The organism is Allobosea sp. LjRoot90, assembly GCF_964254315.1.
In the GTDB taxonomy this organism is placed as follows: Bacteria; Pseudomonadota; Alphaproteobacteria; order Rhizobiales; family Beijerinckiaceae; genus Allobosea.
The window spans coordinates 166,684-185,925 of record NZ_CAXUTF020000006.1 but is presented as its reverse complement, the minus strand read 5'-3'; the positions used below and the strand labels follow the sequence as shown (position 1 = coordinate 185,925).

Here is a 19,242-nt window from a genome sequence, read left to right as displayed (position 1 = left end):
ACTGTGGCGGCAGGGATAGGGGCGGCGCCGGAAGCGTCAGAGGCCGGCGCGCACGCGGGTCACGAAGGCGCCGACATAGCGATCGAGCTCGACCGCCTGCTCGCTGACGAGGCGTGCCGCCTCGACGACTCGCGTGGCCGCCTCGCCAGTGGCGCGGGCCTCTCCGCCTGCCGCAGCGACATGGTCGGTGACGGTGGCGGCCGAGCCGGCGACCGCCTGGGCATCGAGGGCGATGCCGGATGCGATGGTGCCCTGACCGGCGACGACCTGCGCGATTGCGCCGGACGCGGTCTCGATCGTGCCCATCGTGCCTTCGATCTGCCCGACGGCATCGGCTGCCGTGGCCGCGGCGCTGCGGATCTCCTGCAGGGTGGCCGCAATGTTCTGCGTCGCCTGCTGGGTCTGCTCGGCGAGGTTCTTGACTTCGCCGGCGACCACCGAGAAGCCGCGTCCGGCCACACCGGCGCGTGCGGCCTCGATCGTCGCGTTGAGCGCGAGCAGATTGGTGCGCACCGCGATGTCCTCGATGAAGGCGAGCACCGCGCCGACCTTGTCGGCGGCGACTGCGAGCCCGTGGACGTCGCGGCGCGTTGCGCGGACATGGCCAGCCGCCTGCCGGGCGGTCTCGGCGGCGAAGTCCGTCTGGCGGGTGAGCTCGCGGATCGAGGCGTCGATCCGCTCGGCCGCCTGGGCGACGCTGCCGACCCGCTGCGAGGCGAGCTTGGCTTGTTCGGTCGCTTCCCCGGCCCGGGCCGTGGTCCGGTCCGCATTCGCCGCCATGCCTTGCGCCGCTTCGTGCATGCCGCGCGCCGATTCGCCGACCTGGCGCAGTCCCTTGCCCACCGTCACTTCGAGATTCGCGGCCAGATCCTCCAGCGCCGAGCGACGCAGGGCCTCGATCTCGCCACGGCGCGTCTCCAGCGTTTTTTCAGGCGTGATGTCGAGCAGGATTCCGTCCCAGATCATCGTGCCATCCGGCAGGCGCCGCCTCGTCGCCTCGCTGCGCAGCCAGACGATTCCGCCATCGGGCGCGGCATAGCGCGCCTCGAAGCGCCAGAGGTCGTTGCCCTTCTGCTGCGCCAGGCGTGCAGCCTCGAAGCGCTCGCGATCCTCGGGCAGCATCTTGCCGAGCCAGGTTTCGGGGTCACGCTCGACCTCTTCCTTGCTGATGCCGAGCAGACGGTCGATGGCGAAGGAGGCGAACTGGTAGCGCATGCTGCCATCTGGCGAGACCACGCGCTGGTAGAGCGTGCCGGGCGCGCGCTGGATCAGCATGCGCAGCCGATAGGCGGTCTCGCGCCGGTCATTATCGTTGATGAAGACGAAGCCGGTCAGGAAGATGCCGACCGTTCCGACCAGGATCATGACCGGAACGGCCTCGCGCAGAAAGCGCTCGCCGGCTTCGCCCGGGATGAACGAGACCGATCCCAGGAGACAGACGGCGTCGATGACGCTGAGCGCGACGAGGTCACGGCCTGCGAGTGGGCGCCCGCGCCGGCGCAGCCAGATCGCGAAGGCGATGCCGATCGCCGCACGCATGAGGATGCCGGTGATGCCGGTCACCATGCCGACGCCGCCGCTCATATAGCGCATGACGACGAGCGGAGCCGCGGTGATCAGCGCCGCGATCGGCCCGCCGAGTGGTCCTGCCAGAATCGCGAAGCTGTTGCGGGAGTCGACGAGCAGGCCCGGCTGGATCTGGTAGGGGGTGGCCATGCTGATCAGGGCGCCGGTCGCGAACAGTGCGCCGACGAGCATCTGCCGCAGCAAGGGCCGGTGATGCACCCACGGGCCGGCCACGACCAGGAGAAGTCCTGCCAGCAGCAGAAAAAACAGGCTCTGGGCGAGATTGATCAGCAGCAACTTTGCAACTTTCGGCCGCTCGGGTGGGGCGTATCCTGCTTTCGATTGTTGAAAGCTGTCCTAACGGATGGTCTTGCTGGCGCATTTTGCTAGCGTGCCGGGCCCATGCGCCACACCTCGCCCCCCGACACCGCCAAAACCCCGCTTGCAGCCGCGGCCGATCCCGGCCGTGTCACGCCGATGATGGCGCAGTACGTCGAGATCAAGGCCAATAATCCCGATTGCCTGCTGTTCTACCGGATGGGCGATTTCTACGAATTGTTCTTCCGGGACGCCGAGATCGCCTCACGCACGCTCGGCATCGTGCTGACCAAGCGCGGCAAGCACCTCGGCGAGGACATCGCCATGTGCGGCGTCCCGGTCGAGCGCGCCGACGATTATCTGCAGAAGCTGATCGCCGCCGGCCATCGCGTTGCCGTCTGCGAGCAGACCGAGGATCCGGCCGAAGCCAGGAAGCGCGGCGCTAAATCGGTGGTGAAGCGAGACGTCGTCCGTCTCGTCACGCCAGGCACCATCACGGAGGAGCGCCTGCTTGATCCCGGCCGGGCGAGCCTGCTCGTCGCGGTGGCGCGGCGCCGGCTCTCCGACGAGGTCTATGCTTACGGCATCGCCGCGGTCGACATCTCGACCGGCCGCTTCGCCGTGCTCGAAACCGACCAGCGCGGGCTTGCCGTCGAGCTTGCCCGGCTGGAGCCGCGCGAGATCGTCTGTCCCGACGCGATCCATGACGATCCCGAGCTGAAGGAATTCTGGCGCGACGTCGCAGCCCCCGTGACGCCGCTGGCGCGCGAAGGGCTCGACCCGGCCTCCGGCGAGCGCCGGCTGAAGGAGTTCTTCGGCGTCGCCACGCTCGACGCCTTTGGCGCCTTCACCCGTGCCGAAGTCGCCGCCGCCGCTGCAGCGCTGGCCTATGTCGAGCGCACCCAGCTCGGCGCCCGCCCGCCTTTGTCGCCGCCTGTCCGCGAGGGCCAGAGCGCGACCATGCTGATCGATGCGGCGACGCGCGCCAACCTCGAACTGACCCGCACACTCGCTGGCGAACGCTCGGGCAGCCTGCTCGCCACCATCGACCGCACCGAGACGCCGGGTGGCAGCCGCCTGCTTGCCGAGCGCCTCGCCGGGCCGCTCACCGATCCGGTCGCGATCGGCAGGCGGCACGATGCCGTCACGCTGCTGGTCGAGACGCCGTCTTTGCGCGAGGCGCTGCGGCGCGATCTCGCCCGCGTGCCCGACATCGCCCGCGCGCTGGCCCGGCTCTCGCTCGATCGTGGCGGCCCACGCGATCTCGCCGCGCTCGGCGCCGGGCTGGAGGCGGGACGCGGTGTTGCCGCGGCGCTGCTGCGCCAGGGTGACCTGCCCGAAGAGTTGCGCGAGGCGGCGCTCGCGCTCGGGCGTACCGACCCTGATCTGGCGACCCGCCTCTCCGCCACGCTCGCCGACGAGTTGCCGCTCTTGAAGCGTGATGGCCGTTTCGTGCGCGAAGGCTTCGACGCGGCGCTCGACGAACTCAGGCTGCTTCAGGTCGATTCGCGCAAGGTGATCGCGCAATTGCAGGCGCGCTATGTCAGCGAGACCGAATGCCGGACGCTGCGGATCAAGCACAACTCCATGCTCGGCTATTTCGTCGAGGTGCCGCAGGCCGTCGGCGAGACTTTTCTGAGGGAGCCCTGGCGCGCGGTCTTCGTGCATCGCCAGACCATGTCGGATGCGATGCGCTTCTCCTCGGTCGAGCTCGGCGAGCTCGAGGCCAAGATCGCCTCGGCTGCCGACCGGGCGCTGAAGCTGGAGCTCTCGATCTTCGCGGCGCTGACCGAGGCCGTATTGGCGCAAGCCGAGCCGATCAAGGCGGCGGCGCAGGCGCTCGCGGTGATCGATGTCGCGGCTGCCCTCGCCGAGCTCGCCGTCGACGGCGGCTGGACGCGTCCCATCATCGATGACGGTGCCGCCTTCACGATCAAGGCCGGCCGGCATCCAGTGGTCGAGGCGGCGCTGAAGCGGCAGGGCCAGCCCTTCGTCGCCAATGACAGCGAATTGTCTGCCGCCGCACAAGGCCGGGACGGCCGCATCTGCCTGATCACCGGCCCGAACATGGCCGGTAAGTCGACCTTCCTGCGCCAGAACGCCTTGATCGCGGTGCTCGCGCAGATGGGTTCGTTCGTGCCGGCCGGGAGCGCCCATATCGGCGTGGTCGACCGGCTGTTCTCGCGCGTCGGCGCTGCCGATGACCTGGCACGTGGCCGCTCGACCTTCATGGTCGAGATGGTCGAGACCGCCGCGATCCTCAATCAGGCCGGGCCCCGGGCCCTCGTCATCCTCGACGAGATCGGGCGGGGCACCGCGACCTTCGACGGGCTATCGATCGCCTGGGCCGCGATCGAGCATCTGCACGAGGCCAATCGCTGCCGAGCCTTGTTCGCGACGCATTATCACGAGCTGACGGCGCTGGCGGAGCGGCTTGACCGTGTCGTCAACGCTACCGTGCGCGTCACCGAATGGAATGGCGAAGTCATCTTCCTGCACGAGGTCGTGCCGGGAGCGGCCGATCGCTCCTATGGCATTCAGGTCGCCAAGCTTGCTGGCCTGCCGCCGGCGGTGGTCGAACGGGCCCGCGCCATCCTCGGCGAACTGGAGAAGAGCGAGCGCGAGAAGCCGGTGGCGACTTTGGTCGACGACCTTCCGCTCTTTGCCGTGCAGGTCCGGCGTCCGGCGCCGGCCGCGGCAGCAGTTTTGGAAGCTGACAAGCTGCGCGAAGAACTCGGCGCGCTCGACCCTGACGAGATGACGCCGCGCGAGGCGCTGGAGGCGCTCTACCGGCTCAAGCGGTTGAAGTGATCAGCCGTCATTCTCGGACGGAGCGTAGCGCAGATCCGAGAATCTCATGACGAGAAGACGCTGATCGGAGCGTCATCCGGCCTGAGATGCTCGGGTCAAGCCCGAGCATGACGCGCGTCGCCGAGGAATTTTCCAATTCCCCCGGCCGCTGCCACGCCGGTCGCAAAGCAGGCCTGCAGCAGATAGCCGCCGGTCGGCGCCTCCCAGTCGAGCATCTCGCCGGCGACGAAGACGCCGGGCAGGCGCTTCAGCATGAAATCCCGATCGATTTCCTCGGCCGGGATGCCGCCGGCGGTCGAGATGGCGCGGGTGATCGCGGCCATGCCGGTCAATCGTACAGGAGCGGCCTTGATCAGTTCGGCGAGCGCATTCGGCTCGGCTGGCAACGACCCGTTCGTCACCTCGCGCAACACGGCTGCTGCCACCGGCGAAAGCCCAGCTGCCTTGCGCAAATGATTACTCATCGTCTCGCCAGGGCGGCGCTTGGCCAGCCGGATCGCGAGTTCGGCCGCGCTCAGATCCGGACGAAGGTCGGTCATCAGGGTAGCCTCGCCGTCACGGGCAAGCGCCTCGCGCAACGGACCGGACAAGGCGTAGATCGCCCCGCCCTCGATGCCATCCGCGTCGATCATCGCTTCGCCGAGGACGCGCTGCCCGGCGAAGCTCAGCGCGATCCGCTTCAGCGGCTGCCCGGCGAAGCGCTCGCGCATCAGGGGTGACCAGTCGACCGAGAAACCGGCATTGGCCGGTCGCAGCGGCGCGATCACGGCGCCCTTCTCGGCGAGCAACTCGACCCAGGAGCCATCCGAGCCGAGCCGCGGCCAGCTCGCACCGCCGAGCGCCAGCAAGGTCGCGCGCGGGCTCACGATCTCCTCGCCGCCATCGCGAACCGTGAAACGCAGCGCGCCGTTCTCGCCCCAACCCGTCCAGAGCCGCCCCGGACGCAACTGCACGCCGAGCCCGTCAAGTCGTGCCAGCCAGGCGCGCAGCAGCGGCGAGGCTTTCATCGCCCTGGGGAAGATGCGCCCGCTCGAGCCGATGAAGCTTTCGGCGCCCAGCCCATCGGCCCAGTCGCGCAGCGCCTGTGGCGGGAAGGCGTGGATCGCCGGCTCCAGCCAGGGCCGAGCCTCGCCATAGCGGTCGAGAAGGGCATCGAGCGGCTCGGAATGCGTCAGGTTGAGCCCGCCGCGGCCGGCGAGCAGGAATTTGCGCGCCGGCGAAGCCATCCGTTCGTAGATCGCGACGCTGTGGCCGGCCTCAGCCAATCGTTCGGCCGCGATCAACCCGGCCGGGCCGGTGCCGATGATGGCGACGTCGAGTTCGCTCAATTGCCGAACACGGTGTTGAGCTGGCTGCCAACCATGATGAAGGTGGTACGCTTCGGCATCTCCTTGAGCCGGACCGCGCCGATATAGGTCATCGCCGAGCGCACGCCGCCCATGATCTCCTGCATCGTGCCCTCGACCGGGCCGCGATAGGGCACCTCGACGGTCTTGCCCTCGGAGGCCCGGTATTTGGCGACGCCGCCGGAATACCGCTTCATCGCCGTGTTCGAGGACATGCCGTAGAAGACCATCGCGACCGGCACCTTCTCGCCATCATGGGTCTCGTAGCGGATCTCGCCCTCGCATTCGTCATGGCCGGCGAGCATGCCGCCCATCATCACGAAATCGGAGCCGCCGCCATAGGCCTTGGCGACATCGCCGGGCACGGTCAGGCCACCATCGCCGCAGACAAGTCCTTTCAGGCCGTGGGCCGCATCGGAGCATTCGATAATCGCCGAGAGCTGCGGATAGCCGACGCCGGTCATCTTGCGGGTGGTACAGACCGAGCCCGGCCCGATGCCGACCTTGACGATGTCGGCGCCGGCCAGGATCAGCGCTTCCGTCATGTCGCCGGTGACGACGTTGCCGGCCATGATCGCTGCGTTCGGGAAGGCGTCCCTCGTCGCCTTGACCGTGTCGACGAACTTCTCGGTGTAGCCATTGGCGACGTCGAGGCAGATCTTGTCGATCGGCGCCTTGGCATGGACGGCCTTGAGCTTGTCGTGGTCGGAATCGGTGGTGCCCAGCGAATAGAAGGCGTTGGCCGAGCCGGGTTCCTTGAAGAAGGCGATCAGCTCATCGGCGTCGTAATGCTTGTGCAGCGCCACCATCGCGCCGTGCTTCAGCAAAGCGCGTGCCATCGCCATGGTGCCGACCACGTCCATGTTCGCGGCGATCAGCGGGAAGCCGGTCCATTCGCGGCCGGTATGCGCGAAGCGGAAGCTCCTGTTGACGTCGACCTCGGCGCGGCTGCCGAGCGTCGAGCGCTTCGGCCGGATCAGCACGTCGCGGAAGTCGAGTTTCGGATCGTTCTCGATGCGCATGGTGAAAGCTCCGGCGGCTGGCGCAGACGGTGAAACGGCGCACGCGGCGTGAGGGAGCGTGCCGGGATTCATAGCCGCTCGTAACCCCAGGAGGCAATGCATCGCGTGCGGCTGGGGTTCCGTCGAAAGAAACTTTAGCAACCTCTAAAGTTTCCTCTGGACAGCAGTCGGGCGTGGCGATACTTAAGCTCATGCTTCACCAACCAGAGCAGCTCGACCTGATGTTCCAGGCGCTGGCGGATCCGAACCGCCGGCAGATGGTGCAACGGCTCTGCGAGGGGCCGGCGAGCGTCAGCGAACTCGCTGCGCCACTGCAGATGACGCTGTCGGCTGTGGTGCAGCATCTCGCGGTTCTGGAAGGAGCCGGGCTGGTGCGTTCGCAGAAGCTCGGGCGGGTCCGCACCTGCCAGCTCGACACGCAGGCCCTGCGGGCGGCCGAGCGATGGATCAGCGAGCGCCGCTCCCTCTGGGAACGACGTTTCGACCGCCTCGGCGCCTTCCTCGCCGAGCAGGACCAGGATTTGAAGAAAGGAGGCGGAAAATGACCGAACGGACCGTCGTCCATACCGATTTCACCATCGAGCGCCGCTATGATGCGAGCCCGGCTCGTGTCTTCGCCGCCTTTGCCGATCCGGTGGCGAAGCGGTGCTGGTCGGCCTGTCATGACGAGGGCGGGCTCGGCGAGCACAGGCTCGATTTCCGCGAGGGCGGCCGCGAGACCATGCGTGGGTCCCCGGCAGCAAGCGGCGTCTTTGCGATGAACGCGACCTTCGCGGAAATCGTGCCGGAACAGCGCATCATCTACAGCTACGAATTGCTGCGCGACGATGTTCGCCTGTCGATCTCGCTGGCGACGATCGAATTCCATCGCGACGACGCGGGCACGAGGCTGCTCTTCACCGAGCAGGCCGTTTTCCTCGACGGCCATGACCGGCCCGAATGGCGCGAGCAGGGCTCGCGCATCGGCTTCGACAGGCTGGCCGAGTATCTGGCGCAGGAGCAGGCGCCAGCCTGAACCACGTCATCTTCGACCAAAAATCCTTTCAGCCCGCTCCTTTTTCAGAAGCAGGAATGCACAGTCATGTCCCTGACGCTCTATTTCCACCCGCTCTCGGGCTTCTGCCAGAAGGCGCTGGTCGCGCTCTACGAGAACGACACGCCGTTCACGGCGCAGCTCGTCGATTTCGGGGATGCCACCGAGCGGGCGGACTTCCTGAAGCTCTGGCCGATCGGCAAGTTCCCGCTGCTGCGCGACGACGCCAGTGGCCGGCTGGTGCCGGAAACCAGCTTGATCATCGAATATCTTGCCTTGCACTATCCCGGCCCGCTGGCGCTGCTGCCGGAGAATCCGGTTGCGGCGCTCGAGGTCCGGCGGCTCGACCGGCTCCTCGACCTCTATGTCGCGATACCCATGCAGAAGATCGTGCTCGACCGGCTCCGGCCGGAGGGCGGGCATGATCCGATCGGGGTTGCCGAGGCCAAGGAACGGCTGGCATCCGCCTACGCGGTGCTGGAGGCCGAGCTCGGCGACCGGCACTGGCTGGCCGGCGACGCTTTCACCATGGCCGACTGCTCCGCCGCGCCGGCCCTGTTCTACGCCGAGCGCGCCCTGTCCTTCCAGGCAGGCTATCCGCGGCTCGCTGCCTATTTCGAGCGCCTGCGCACCCGTCCGTCCTATGCCCGCGCCTTGGCCGAGGCCGAGCCCTATTTCCAGTTCTTTCCGCGCAATCCGGGCGATGCCGGGCTGTCCCGCTAGTCCGACCTTCTTCAACCCTCACCACCACCCAAGGAAACGACCATGACTGCCAATCCCGTCGTCCATGCCAGCTTCACCATCGAGCGCAGCTATGCCGCCTCGCCTGCCCGCGTCTTCGCCGCCTTCGCCGATCCCGAGCAGAAGCGCCGCTGGTTCGCCGAGGGCGAGGGCTGGGAGGTCGAGCAGTTCGATGTCGACTTCCGCGTTGGCGGCCATGAGCGCAGCCGCTTCCGCTTCCAGGGTGGCCCGCCGATCACCAACGACACCGTCTACCAGGTGATCCAGCCGAACGAGCGCATCATCCTCGCCTATGCGATGGCGATCGATGGTGCGCCGCTCTCGGGCTCGTTGCTGACGATGGAATTCATGCCCGAGGGGATCGGCACCAAGTTCGTCTTCACAGAGCAGGGCGCTTATCTCGACGGCAAGGACGGCCCGATCCAGCGCGAAGAGGGCTCGCGTGAGCTACTCGAAAGCCTGGCCAGGATACTCGGCGAGCCGGCCAACGCGGCGGCGTGAGGCGCGGAGCGCCGTTCATCCGCCATTCACCGGCAGTTCATCCCCCGCCGGCTAAGCGACATGGTGGCGCAGCCTGACCGGGAACACCCGGCGGGCCACGCCTCCGATTTCGCGATCCGGGGGGATCTTTCGGCTGTGCTCAAGGCCGTCGACCAGCATATCCAGGCCGCCGGCCCGCCATCCGATTGGCAGGTCGCCAAGAGCTTTGCGCGCCTGACCGGCGGCTTCTGGCGCGGCGGCACCGCTGGCCGGGCCTGGTTCTGGTCGCTCGCTTTGGCGAGCGCCATCATCCTCTCCGTCTTCGCCAACGTCACCGTCAACCGCTGGAACGGCTGGTTCTTCGACGCGCTCGAGAAGAAGGACGGCGAAAGCGCGCTGATCGCCATGGCGGTCTTCCCGGTGCTGGTGCTGATCGCGGCGGGCCTCGGCGTCATCATCCTGATCTCGCGCGAGACCTTTCAGGTCCATTGGCGCGCCCACGTCACCGCCAAGCTTGCCGATCGCTGGATCGGCGAGCGCCGGTTCTACCGGCTCGGCCTCTCCGGCTACGAGCCGGCCAATCCGGAATATCGCATCGCCGACGATGTCCGCTGGGCGACCGAGCCGGTGGTCGACTTCGCCATCGGCTTGCTCTCGGCGGTCATCACCGCGATCACCTTCATCGGCATTCTCTGGTCGATCGGCGGCTCGCTCAGCGTCGAGGCGCACGGCGTTCCCTTCGAGATTCCGGCCTATATGGTCATGGCCGCGATCGTCTATGCCGTCCTTGTCTCCGGCCTGATCACCTGGGTCGGTCGGCCGCTGCCGCGCCTGATCGCCGCCCGCAACGAGGGCGAAGCACGCCTGCGTTTCGCGCTGATGCGCATCCGCGACCATGGCGAGACGATCGCGCTCTCGCGCGCCGAAGTAGGCGAACGCCGCGCCGTTGCTGCGACCTACGACACGCTGGTCACGCGCTGGCTCGCCATGATCCGCCAGCGCGGCCGGCTGACCTGGATCACCAATGGCAGCGGCGCCCTCGTCCCGGTCGTGCCGCTCCTGCTGGCGGCGCCGAAATACCTCTCCGGCGAGATGTCGCTTGGCGATGTCGTCCAGGTCGCTGCCGCCTTCGTCGCCGTACAGAATGCCTTCAACTGGGTGCTCGACAATTTCATGCGCATTGCCGAATGGCTGGCTTCGGCGCGGCGCGTCAATGAGCTCGCCATCGCGCTCGGCGCGATCGAGGCCGGTTCGGCGGAAAGCGACATCGTCGTCCAGCCGAGCGAAGAGGGCGGCCTGCGGCTGGAAGATCTGACTCTGACCGACCGCGACGGCCGCACGCTGCTCGCCGATTTCGGCCTGGCGCTGCCGGCTGGCGCGACGATCCATGTCGCCGGCGAGATGGGCCATGGCAAGACCGCCCTGATCCAGGCCGTAGCAGGTCTCTGGCCCTGGGGCCGCGGTTCGGTGGCGCTGCCGGACGAGGCGCGCATCGCGGTGCTGCCGCAGCATCTGCACCTCTCGGAAGGCAGCCTTCGGGCCGCGCTCGATCCGATCGGCGGCCATAGCGCCGAACAGGCAGGCGAGGTGCTGCGGCGTTACGGCCTTTCAGGCCTCGTGCCGCAGATCGACCTGGCGCGCGACTGGGACAAGGCGCTCACCACGGGCGACCGCCAGCGCCTCGCTTTGGCGCGGGCCGAGCTGGCCGAGCCCGACATTCTCGTCCTCGATGAAGCCACGAGCGGGCTCGAGACCGAGGCTGCGTTGGAGCTGCTGGCGCGCTTGCGGGCCGCCCGGCCGAAGGCGGTGATGCTGCTGATCGGGCAGAGCCCCGGCTTCGCCGAGGCTGCCGATCACCATCTCACCATGCGCCGGGCTGGCGGCGTCGCACGCATCGCTTCGGCCGAGGCCGCGCGTCCGACAGTGCTGGCCGAAGCCGGTGGCGGCTGACCATTCAGCCGAAGTTCAGGACTTTTCCCATCCAGTGCCGGGCAGTTTCCGGCCTTTTCGACACGGAGCCAACGCCATGCTGAACATCTGGGACGTCTACTGGGGGCTACGCGTCGAGCAGTGCCCCTGCGACGTGCATTTCGTCGAATGGCTCGAGGAGCAGGGCCTTACCGGCAAGCGCATCTACCATTTCGGCACTGGCGGCCACCATTATGTCGGCATTCGCTGCGCCGAGCCGGAGTTCGACAACACGGTGCTCGGCATCACCGCTTCGCCGAAGGAATATGACGCCTTCGTCAAGCTGGCGATCGACAATCCGACGATCACCAAGACCTACAGCGCTTATTTCGGCGACATCTACACCAGCAATGCCCGGCTGCTGCCGCGCTTCGACGTCGTCACGCTGTTCCACTCCTGTGAGTTCCGCAGCGAGAAGAACGACGCCTATGGCGCGCTGACCGATCTTCAGGTGATGCAGCTCTTCACCGACCAGACCGATGCCGGCGGCTATATCCTGTTCTACACCGGCTCCTTCGCCTATGAGGCGGCCAAGCCGATCATTGCGGACTGGGCCAAATCCCGCCCGGTCGAGGAGATCGGCGAGTTCAAGACGCTCCGCATCTTCCGCAAGACTGCCTGAGGCGATTGCGCGAGCGGGCGATTGGCGCTAGCTCTCGCCCCTTGAGCCACACGAGACAAGGAGGGCTGCGTGATCACGTTTTTTCGTCACCATCGTCAGCGCGGCCCCGTTCAGGCCCTGCAAGCCGTCTTGCAGGGCTGACCGCACAAGCGATCCCCACGGTTCTCTTCCCGGTCTGCCCGTCGTGAGGGCGTAGCGTCTTCGAGCCCAAGGCTCGAATGGCTGCGTCCTGTTCCACTCAACGAGCCGCAAGGCGTCCGCATTCGCGAAGCTCCGGGGAGACCCCGGCCGAATGGCGGCGCTTGGCTCGGGCAGTCCAGAGACCGACCATGACCTTGATCACCCTGCGCAATCTCGGCGTCACGCTGGGCGCACCACTCTTTTCCGATCTCTCCTTCTCCCTCGTCGCCGGCGATCGCCTCGGCCTCGTCGCTGCCAATGGCCGCGGCAAGTCGACCTTGCTGCGCTGCCTTGCCGGCCTCGTCGAGCCGTCCGCCGGTGAGATCACCCGCTCGCGCGGCCTGCGCATCGGCCATGTCGAGCAGGATGTTCCACCGCAACTGCTTGATCGGCCGGTCGACCAGCTGATGCTCGACGCCTTGCCGACCGAGCAGCACGAGAGCGAGCATTGGCGCGTCGAGGTCGCGCTCGATGGGCTCGCCGTGCCCCTGGATTTGCGCCGGCGCCCGCTCGGGCAGTTGAGCGGCGGCTGGCAAAGGCTCGTCCTGCTCGCGCACGCCAGCGTCGCCGAGCCGGATCTGCTCCTGCTCGACGAGCCGACCAACCATCTCGATCTCGCGCGCATCGGCCTGCTTGAAAGCTGGCTCGCCGGCCTGCCGCGCGACATGGCCGTGATCCTGTCGAGCCATGACCGCGCCTTCCTCGACATGGCGACCGGCAAGACCCTGTTCCTGCGGCAAGAGCACTCGCAGCTCTTCGCGCTGCCCTATTCGCGGGCCCGCGTCGCGCTCGACGAAAGCGACGCCGCCATGGCGCGCCGTAACGAGCGCGACCTCAAGGCCGTCCAGCAGATGCGGCGGCAGGCGGCGAAGCTGGGCAATATCGGCATCAATTCAGGCAGCGATCTTCTGCTGAGCAAGACCAAGCAGTTGAAGCGGCGCGCCGACGAACTCGAAGCCGTGGCCCGGCCAGCCCATCGCGAGCGCTCGGCCGGGGCAATCAGGCTTGCCGGTCGCAGCACGCATGTCAGGGCGTTGATCGAGCTCGACGATGCCGCAGTCGAGACGCCGGACGGACGGCTGCTGTTCAGGACCGGCAAGCGCTGGATCAGCCCAGGCGACCGCATCGTGCTGCTCGGCTTGAACGGCGCCGGCAAGTCGCGCTTCATCGCCATGCTCCACAAGGCGATTGGAGGTGACGACCAGCCCGGCATCAGGCCGACGCCCTCGCTGGTGCTCGGCCATGCCAGCCAGAGCCTCGCCGAGCTGCCCGATGCCGACACGCCGCACGGGCTGATCAGCCGCCGATTCGATATCGGCGACCAGCCGGCCCGCGGCCTGCTCGCCGGCGCCGGCATCGCCATCGACCGCCAGACCGGCCCGATCGGCGCGCTCTCGGGTGGGCAGCGCGCGCGGCTCGCCATGCTGGCGCTGCGCCTTGCCAGGCCGAATTTCTACCTGCTGGACGAACCGACCAACCATCTCGACATCGAGGGACAGGAAGCGTTGGAAGCCGAGCTCACCGCCGGCGAGACCAGCTGCCTGCTGGTCTCGCATGACCGCAGCTTCGTGCGGGCCATCGGCAATCGCTTCTGGCAAATCGACCGACGGCGGTTGCTCGAGGTCGACGATCCCGAGGCGTTCTTCGCGGAGGCCATGGCGGGCGCGGGCTAGCAACCTCGCCCTCCGCTCGCCCGGCGTCGGCGTGTCCTGCGCCAGCTTCATGGCGCGCATTCGCCGCGGTGCACCGGCTTGTGCATCGCGGCGGAGGCGCTATCTCTCGGGTCCGGCCGTCAGGGCCAGCCGCCACAAACCCGCCTTGCCCGCTGCGTGCGAGCACAACCCGACAAGAGTGCTGATGTCGTTTGGCCCGCACGAGCCAGGGATGCCGCTGCGCAAGCGCAGCCGCTGGTGGTGGCTCGGCCCGCTCGCCAGTTCGGTGATCTTCATCGCCTCGCTGGTGGTGCTCTACTACATCGTCCGCGAAATCGAGCCCGGCGAGCTCGCCCGTGCCTTCGCCAATGCCAGCCAGCGCCAGCTCCTGCTCGCGCTCGGCTTCACCGCCTTGAGCTATCTATTGCTCACTGGCTATGACGCGGTGGCGCTGCGCCGGCTCGGCCTGTCGATTCCCTATCGGACGACGGCGCTCGCCTCCTTCACCAGCTATTCCGTCGCTTTCACCCTGGGCTTCCCGATCGTGACCGGCGGCACGGTGCGCTACTGGATCTACTCGGCCAAGGGCGTGCGCGCCTCCGAAGTCGCGAGCCTCACCGTGATCGCCGGCCTGACCTTCTGGCTCGGCCTCGGCATGATCCTCTGCGCCAGCCTGTTCTATGCGACGGATTCGGTGGCCCAGCTGGCGCGGACCTCGCCGCTGGTGGTCCAGGCGGTCGGTGGTGCAGTCACGCTCGGCACGCTGGGTTATCTGTTCTGGGTCGCGACCGGCGAGCGCACCTTGCGGGTCAGCGGCTGGAATCTGCCGCTGCCGGGCCTCGGCGTCACGCTGGCGCAGATGCTGCTCGGCGCCGCCGAGGTCTGCGCCGCTGCCGCGGTGCTCTACGTCCTGCTGCCGGGCGGCCACAACCTGCCCTATGAGAGCTTCCTGGCAGCCTATATCTTCGCCTGCCTGATCGGCATCGCCAGCCATGCGCCGGGCGGGCTCGGCGTCTTCGAGGCGACCATGCTGATCGCGCTCAGCCGCCTGCCCTTCGAGCAGGTGCTCGGCGCGCTGCTGCTCTTCCGGATCATCTACTACATCCTGCCCTTCATCCTGGCGCTGGCGCTGCTGGCGCTGAACGAGATGATCCGGCGCATCAGGCGGCACGAGCTCTAAGGACGATTCCAGGTCGCAAAAGCGTCAGCTCTCGCCGCCATTGCGCAGGTATTCCTCGGCTGTCAGCACGACCCTGTGGTCGATCTCGCCAATCGCCCCCTCGTCCTTGCCCTTGTAGGGCACGGCGTGGAGCACATGGCGGATGGCGTTCAGGCGCGTGCGGAACTTGTCGTTGGCGCGCAGCACCGTCCAGGGTGCCTGATCGGTCGAAGTCTTGTCGAGCAGGCGGTCGAAGGCGTCGGAGTAGTCGTCAAAGCGCGGGATCGCTTCGAAATCGATCGATGACAGCTTCCAGCGCTTGAGCGGATCGTGCCAGCGCGCGTGCAGCCGGCTCATCTGCATCTCGCGGCCGATGGTCAAAAACAGCTTGACCAGCCTGATGCCGTCGCGAGCCAGCATGCCCTCGAAGACCGGAGCTTCGCGCAGGAAGCTCTCCGACTGCGCATCGGTACTGAAGCCCATGACGGGCTCGACGCCGGCCCGGTTGTACCAGGAGCGGTCGAAGAACACGATTTCGCCGGCCGCCGGCATCTGCGCCGCGTAGCGCTGGAAATACCACTGCCCTTTCTCGGTATCGGACGGCTTCGACAGGGCGACGACCCGCGCCTGGCGGGGATTGAGATGTTGGGTGAAACGGGTGATTGCGCCGCCCTTGCCCGCGCCGTCGCGTCCTTCGAAGACGATGACGAGCCGCTCGCCCTTCTCGCGCACCCAGCCGAGCAGCTTTTGCAGCTCGATCTGGAGCGGCTCGAGCTCCTTCTCGTAGAGTTTGCGCTTGTATTTCCGGTGGTAGGGGTACCCGCCGCTGGCAAAAGCCTTGTCGTCGATCTCCTTGGGCAGCGCTTCGGCCTCGATGTCGAAACTAAGTTCGCCATGGCGCTTCCCGCCGCGCTTTTGCGTGCCTTTGCCCTCGGACGTCTTCTTTGCCATCGTGCTGTCTCTCCACTGTCGGCGTGCAGGCTAGAATGACGACGGCAGGAAGGGAATTGCGCCGCGAGGCCACTCCGGCCTAAGAGGCCTCGCTGCAGACCACGCCTCGAAAGGCAATAGCCGCATGAACGCTTTGGTCGATCCCCGGGCGCCGGTCACTGCTGCACTGATCGAGGCCATCGGCGTTCCCGCCGTGCTGCTCGACCCGCAGGGGGTGATCCAGGCGCTGAGTCCGACCGCGCCGGCCCTGATCACGGCACTCGCCAAGGGCAAGCCGCTCGCTTTGGTGATGCGTGATCCCGATCTGATCGACGCGATCGAGCAGGTCTCTCGCCATGGCGGCCGCCGTGCCATTGAGCTGATCGAACGCGTGCCGGTCGAGCGCACCTTCCGCATTCATATCGCGGCGCTCGCCGGGAGTGGCTGGCGGCGAGCGGTGCTGCTGACCTTCGAGGACCTCAGCGAGCAGCGCATGACCGAACGCATGCGCGTCGACTTCGTCGCCAATGCCAGCCATGAATTGCGCACGCCGCTCGCCTCGGTGCTCGGCTTCATCGAGACCCTGCAAGGCCCGGCGCGCAACGACGCTGCCGCCCGCGACCGCTTCCTGGCGATCATGCGCGAACAGGGGTTGCGCATGGCCCGCCTGGTCGATGACCTGCTCTCGCTCTCGCGCATCGAACTGCGCGCGCATCTCGCGCCGGAGGCGCCGGTCGATCTCGCCGGCATCGCCCGCGAGATCCTTGACTCGCTCGTCCTGATGGCTCGCGAGCGCGACGTGACGTTGAAGCTCGATGTGCCGCCAAACCCCGTCACCGTCGCCGGCGACCGCGACGAATTGCTGCGGCTGATCGAGAACCTGGTCGAGAACGCGATCAAATACGGCCAGCGCGGCGGCAAGGTCGACATCGCTGTCGCCGTGGCCGGCGAGGAAGCCAGTCTTGCCGTACGCGACGACGGCGCCGGCATCGCGCCGGAACATTTGCCGCGACTGACCGAGCGTTTCTATCGCGTCGATACCGCTGCCAGCCGCGAGGCCGGTGGCACGGGGCTGGGACTCGCGATCGTCAAGCACATCGTCCTGCGCCATCGTGGCCGCCTGACCATCGAGAGTGTCGTCGGCCAGGGCGCGACCTTCCGGGCGATCCTGCCGCGCCTGCCCGCGGCGGTCCGTTAACGATTTGTGACGACGCCGGGTCCGCTTTCATGACTGTTTGTCATGCAGCTGTCATATAGCCGGTGTTCTAGCAGGGCCGCTGCACTTGCGACCCAGAGAGGACATCTCATGCGCAAAATTCTCATTCTCGCGGCCGCTGCCGTCGGCCTGTCGGGCATCGCCCAGGCTGCCGACATCACCGGCGCCGGCGCGACTTTCCCGTTCCCGATCTACTCGAAGTGGGCCGAGGCCTATAAGAAGGAGACCAATATCGGTCTCAACTATCAGTCGATCGGCTCGGGCGGCGGCATCCGCCAGATCAAGGCGAAGACCGTCGCCTTCGGTGCCACCGACGCCCCGCTCAAGGGCGAGGAGCTGACCAAGGAAGGCCTGATCCAGTTCCCGACCGTGATGGGCGGCGTCGTCCCGGCGATCAACATCGCCGGCGTCGAGGCCGGCAAGCTGAAGCTGACCGGCCCGGTCCTCGCCGCGATCTATCTCGGCGACATCAAGAAGTGGAACGATCCCAAGATCGCCGCCCTCAATGCCGGCGTCACCCTGCCGGATGCCAACATCAACCCGGTCTACCGTTCGGACGGCTCGGGCACGACCTTCGTCTTCACCGACTACCTCTCCAAGGTCTCGCCCGACTGGAAGTCGAAGCTCGGCACCAACACCGCCGTGCAGTGGCCGGTCGGCATCGGTGGCAAGGGCAATGAGGGCGTCTCGGCCTCGGTCAAGCAGGTCGCCAACTCGATCGGCTATGTCGAGTACGCCTACGCCAAGCAGAACAAGCTCTCCTTCGCCCTGATCCAGAACGCCGATGGCAACTTCCCGGCCCCGGACGACAAAGCCTTCCAGGCCGCTGCCGCCAACGCCAACTGGAACGAGGCTCCCGGCTTCGGCATCTCGCTGAACAACCAGAAGGGCGCCGACGCCTGGCCGATCACCGCCGCGACCTTCCTGCTGATCCACGCCAAGCCGGAGAAGCCGGAAGAGACCCAGGCCGCGCTGAAGTTCGTCGACTGGGCCTTCAAGAACGGCGACAAGCTCGCCCTCGACCTCGACTACGTGCCGCTGCCGGCCGCCGTCAAGGATCAGGTCCGCAACGCCTGGAAGGGCGTGACCGACCCGGCGGGCAAGCCGATCTTCTGATCGCTCCCGCATGAGAAAACGAGGCGGGGGCCGGCTTGCGGCCCCCGCTTCACGACCACCAGAACCTCGTTTCGCCCCGATAGTCGCCTTTCGAGACCGGAGTAACCACGGATGGTTGCCGTGACCGACCAGTTCGCCGCGCCAAATGCGCCGGTGCGCAAGACCCCGAAGGGGACCTTCGATCTCGTCTTCCGGAATGCCAGCTTCCTGGCGGCGCTGTTCGTGCTGGTGCTGCTCGCCGGCATCATGGCCTCGATGGTGATCGGCGGCTGGCCCGCCTTCAGCAAATTCGGCTTCGGCTTCCTGACATCCAGCGTCTGGGATACGCAGAACGACCAGTATGGCGCCTGGCCGGCGATCGTCGGTACGCTCTCCACCGCCCTGATCGCGCTCGTTATCGGCGTGCCGCTCTCGCTCGGCATCGCCGTCTTCCTGACCCAGCTCGCGCCGCCCTGGTTCAAGCAGCCGGTCTCGACCGCGATCGAGCTGCTCGCCGCCGTGCCCTCGATCATCTACGGCATGTGGGGGCTGTTCGTCTTCGCGCCGCTCTTTGCCGCCTATGTCCAGATCCCGCTCTCGAACATCGTCGAGGGCATGCCGATCATCGGGACGGTCCTCTATTCGCGCTCGCCCTCGGGTCTGGGCATCCTGACCGCCGGGATCATCCTGGCATTCATGATCATCCCCTTCATCGCCTCGATCACCCGCGACATGCTCGACCAGATCCCCTCGGTGCTGCGCGAGAGCGCCTATGGCATCGGCGCGACGACCTGGGAGGTCGTGCGCCATGTGCTGGTGCCGCAGGCCGGCGTTTCGATCATCGGTGCGATCATGCTCGGCCTCGGCCGTGCGCTCGGCGAGACCATGGCGGTGACCTTCGTCGTCGGCAACGCCAACCGGCTCTCCGGCTCGATCATGGATCCGGGCTCGACCATCGCCTCGCGTATCGCCAACGAGTTCAACGAGGCGCTCGGCCTGCAGCTCAACTCGCTGATCGCGCTCGGCTGCATCCTGTTCTTCGTCACCTTCGTCGTCCTCGTCATCGCGCGCATCCTCGTCTCGCGCGTCAAGTCGTTCTGAGC

Annotated in this window: 16 protein-coding genes; 12 read left to right on the top strand and 4 right to left on the bottom strand. The window is 67.2% G+C overall.

Annotation, left to right across the window (positions count from 1 at the left end; translation table 11 throughout):
- Positions 1-36 precede the first annotated feature (36 nt).
- Positions 37-1,863, bottom strand: coding sequence for a methyl-accepting chemotaxis protein (locus tag ACSQ3M_RS21540; RefSeq protein WP_436152117.1), 1,827 nt, complete (start codon positions 1,861-1,863; stop codon positions 37-39).
- A 105-nt stretch (positions 1,864-1,968) separates the two neighbouring features.
- Here ACSQ3M_RS21540 and mutS point away from each other — a divergent pair, with 105 nt between their 5' ends.
- Entirely contained in the window at positions 1,969-4,695 is a 2,727-nt protein-coding gene (mutS, locus tag ACSQ3M_RS21535; RefSeq protein ID WP_436152116.1) for a DNA mismatch repair protein MutS, read from the top strand.
- Positions 4,696-4,790: 95 nt separating this feature from the next.
- Here the strand turns inward: mutS and ACSQ3M_RS21530 are convergent, their stop codons facing one another.
- Together ACSQ3M_RS21530 and ACSQ3M_RS21525 are read right to left on the bottom strand one after the other, a co-directional pair.
- The gene (locus ACSQ3M_RS21530) at positions 4,791-6,023 is read right to left on the bottom strand and encodes a TIGR03862 family flavoprotein (RefSeq protein WP_436152115.1); all 1,233 of its coding nucleotides are present in this window, start codon (positions 6,021-6,023) and stop codon (positions 4,791-4,793) included.
- Positions 6,020-7,063 (bottom strand): GMP reductase, encoded by a 1,044-nt coding sequence (locus tag ACSQ3M_RS21525; RefSeq protein ID WP_436152114.1) that lies wholly within the window; start codon positions 7,061-7,063, stop codon positions 6,020-6,022. The genes ACSQ3M_RS21530 and ACSQ3M_RS21525 overlap by 4 nt, the downstream gene beginning before the upstream one ends.
- 191 nt (positions 7,064-7,254) lie before the next feature.
- Here ACSQ3M_RS21525 and ACSQ3M_RS21520 point away from each other — a divergent pair, with 191 nt between their 5' ends.
- The 8 genes from ACSQ3M_RS21520 (at position 7,255) to ACSQ3M_RS21485 (ending at position 14,919) form a co-directional block, all read left to right on the top strand.
- Positions 7,255-7,608: an ArsR/SmtB family transcription factor gene (locus tag ACSQ3M_RS21520; protein WP_436152113.1), complete on the top strand. Its 354-nt coding sequence runs from the start codon at positions 7,255-7,257 to the stop codon at positions 7,606-7,608.
- Entirely contained in the window at positions 7,605-8,078 is a 474-nt protein-coding gene (locus tag ACSQ3M_RS21515; RefSeq protein WP_436152112.1) for an SRPBCC family protein, read from the top strand. The genes ACSQ3M_RS21520 and ACSQ3M_RS21515 overlap by 4 nt, the downstream gene beginning before the upstream one ends.
- Positions 8,079-8,144: 66 nt before the next feature.
- Positions 8,145-8,819, top strand: coding sequence for a glutathione S-transferase family protein (locus ACSQ3M_RS21510; RefSeq protein WP_436152111.1), 675 nt, complete (start codon positions 8,145-8,147; stop codon positions 8,817-8,819).
- A 42-nt stretch (positions 8,820-8,861) separates the two neighbouring features.
- The gene (locus tag ACSQ3M_RS21505) at positions 8,862-9,338 is read left to right on the top strand and encodes an SRPBCC family protein (protein ID WP_436152110.1); all 477 of its coding nucleotides are present in this window, start codon (positions 8,862-8,864) and stop codon (positions 9,336-9,338) included.
- 60 nt (positions 9,339-9,398) lie between these two features.
- Complete coding sequence (locus tag ACSQ3M_RS21500; protein WP_436152109.1) at positions 9,399-11,267, top strand: ABC transporter ATP-binding protein/permease; 1,869 nt, start codon at positions 9,399-9,401, stop codon at positions 11,265-11,267.
- 76 nt (positions 11,268-11,343) lie between these two features.
- Positions 11,344-11,907 (top strand): hypothetical protein, encoded by a 564-nt coding sequence (locus tag ACSQ3M_RS21495; protein WP_436152108.1) that lies wholly within the window; start codon positions 11,344-11,346, stop codon positions 11,905-11,907.
- Positions 11,908-12,236: 329 nt separating this feature from the next.
- Complete coding sequence (locus ACSQ3M_RS21490) at positions 12,237-13,760, top strand: ABC-F family ATP-binding cassette domain-containing protein (RefSeq protein ID WP_436152107.1); 1,524 nt, start codon at positions 12,237-12,239, stop codon at positions 13,758-13,760.
- 211 nt (positions 13,761-13,971) lie between these two features.
- On the top strand, positions 13,972-14,919 hold the full coding sequence (locus ACSQ3M_RS21485; protein WP_436152106.1) for a lysylphosphatidylglycerol synthase domain-containing protein: 948 nt from the start codon (positions 13,972-13,974) through the stop codon (positions 14,917-14,919).
- 24 nt (positions 14,920-14,943) lie between these two features.
- On the opposite strand, the gene ppk2 is transcribed toward ACSQ3M_RS21485, so the two are convergent.
- Positions 14,944-15,849, bottom strand: coding sequence for a polyphosphate kinase 2 (ppk2, locus tag ACSQ3M_RS21480; protein WP_436152105.1), 906 nt, complete (start codon positions 15,847-15,849; stop codon positions 14,944-14,946).
- 124 nt (positions 15,850-15,973) lie between these two features.
- Here ppk2 and ACSQ3M_RS21475 point away from each other — a divergent pair, with 124 nt between their 5' ends.
- The 3 genes from ACSQ3M_RS21475 to pstC all read left to right on the top strand — a co-directional run bounded on the left by ACSQ3M_RS21475 (position 15,974) and on the right by pstC (position 19,240).
- The gene (locus ACSQ3M_RS21475) at positions 15,974-17,026 is read left to right on the top strand and encodes an ATP-binding protein (RefSeq protein WP_436152104.1); all 1,053 of its coding nucleotides are present in this window, start codon (positions 15,974-15,976) and stop codon (positions 17,024-17,026) included.
- 108 nt (positions 17,027-17,134) lie between these two features.
- A complete protein-coding gene (gene pstS / locus ACSQ3M_RS21470) occupies positions 17,135-18,160 on the top strand; it encodes a phosphate ABC transporter substrate-binding protein PstS (RefSeq protein ID WP_436152103.1) in 1,026 nt (341 codons plus the stop codon).
- Positions 18,161-18,271: 111 nt separating this feature from the next.
- Positions 18,272-19,240, top strand: coding sequence for a phosphate ABC transporter permease subunit PstC (gene pstC, locus ACSQ3M_RS21465; RefSeq protein ID WP_436152102.1), 969 nt, complete (start codon positions 18,272-18,274; stop codon positions 19,238-19,240).
- Positions 19,241-19,242: the final 2 nt, after the last annotated feature.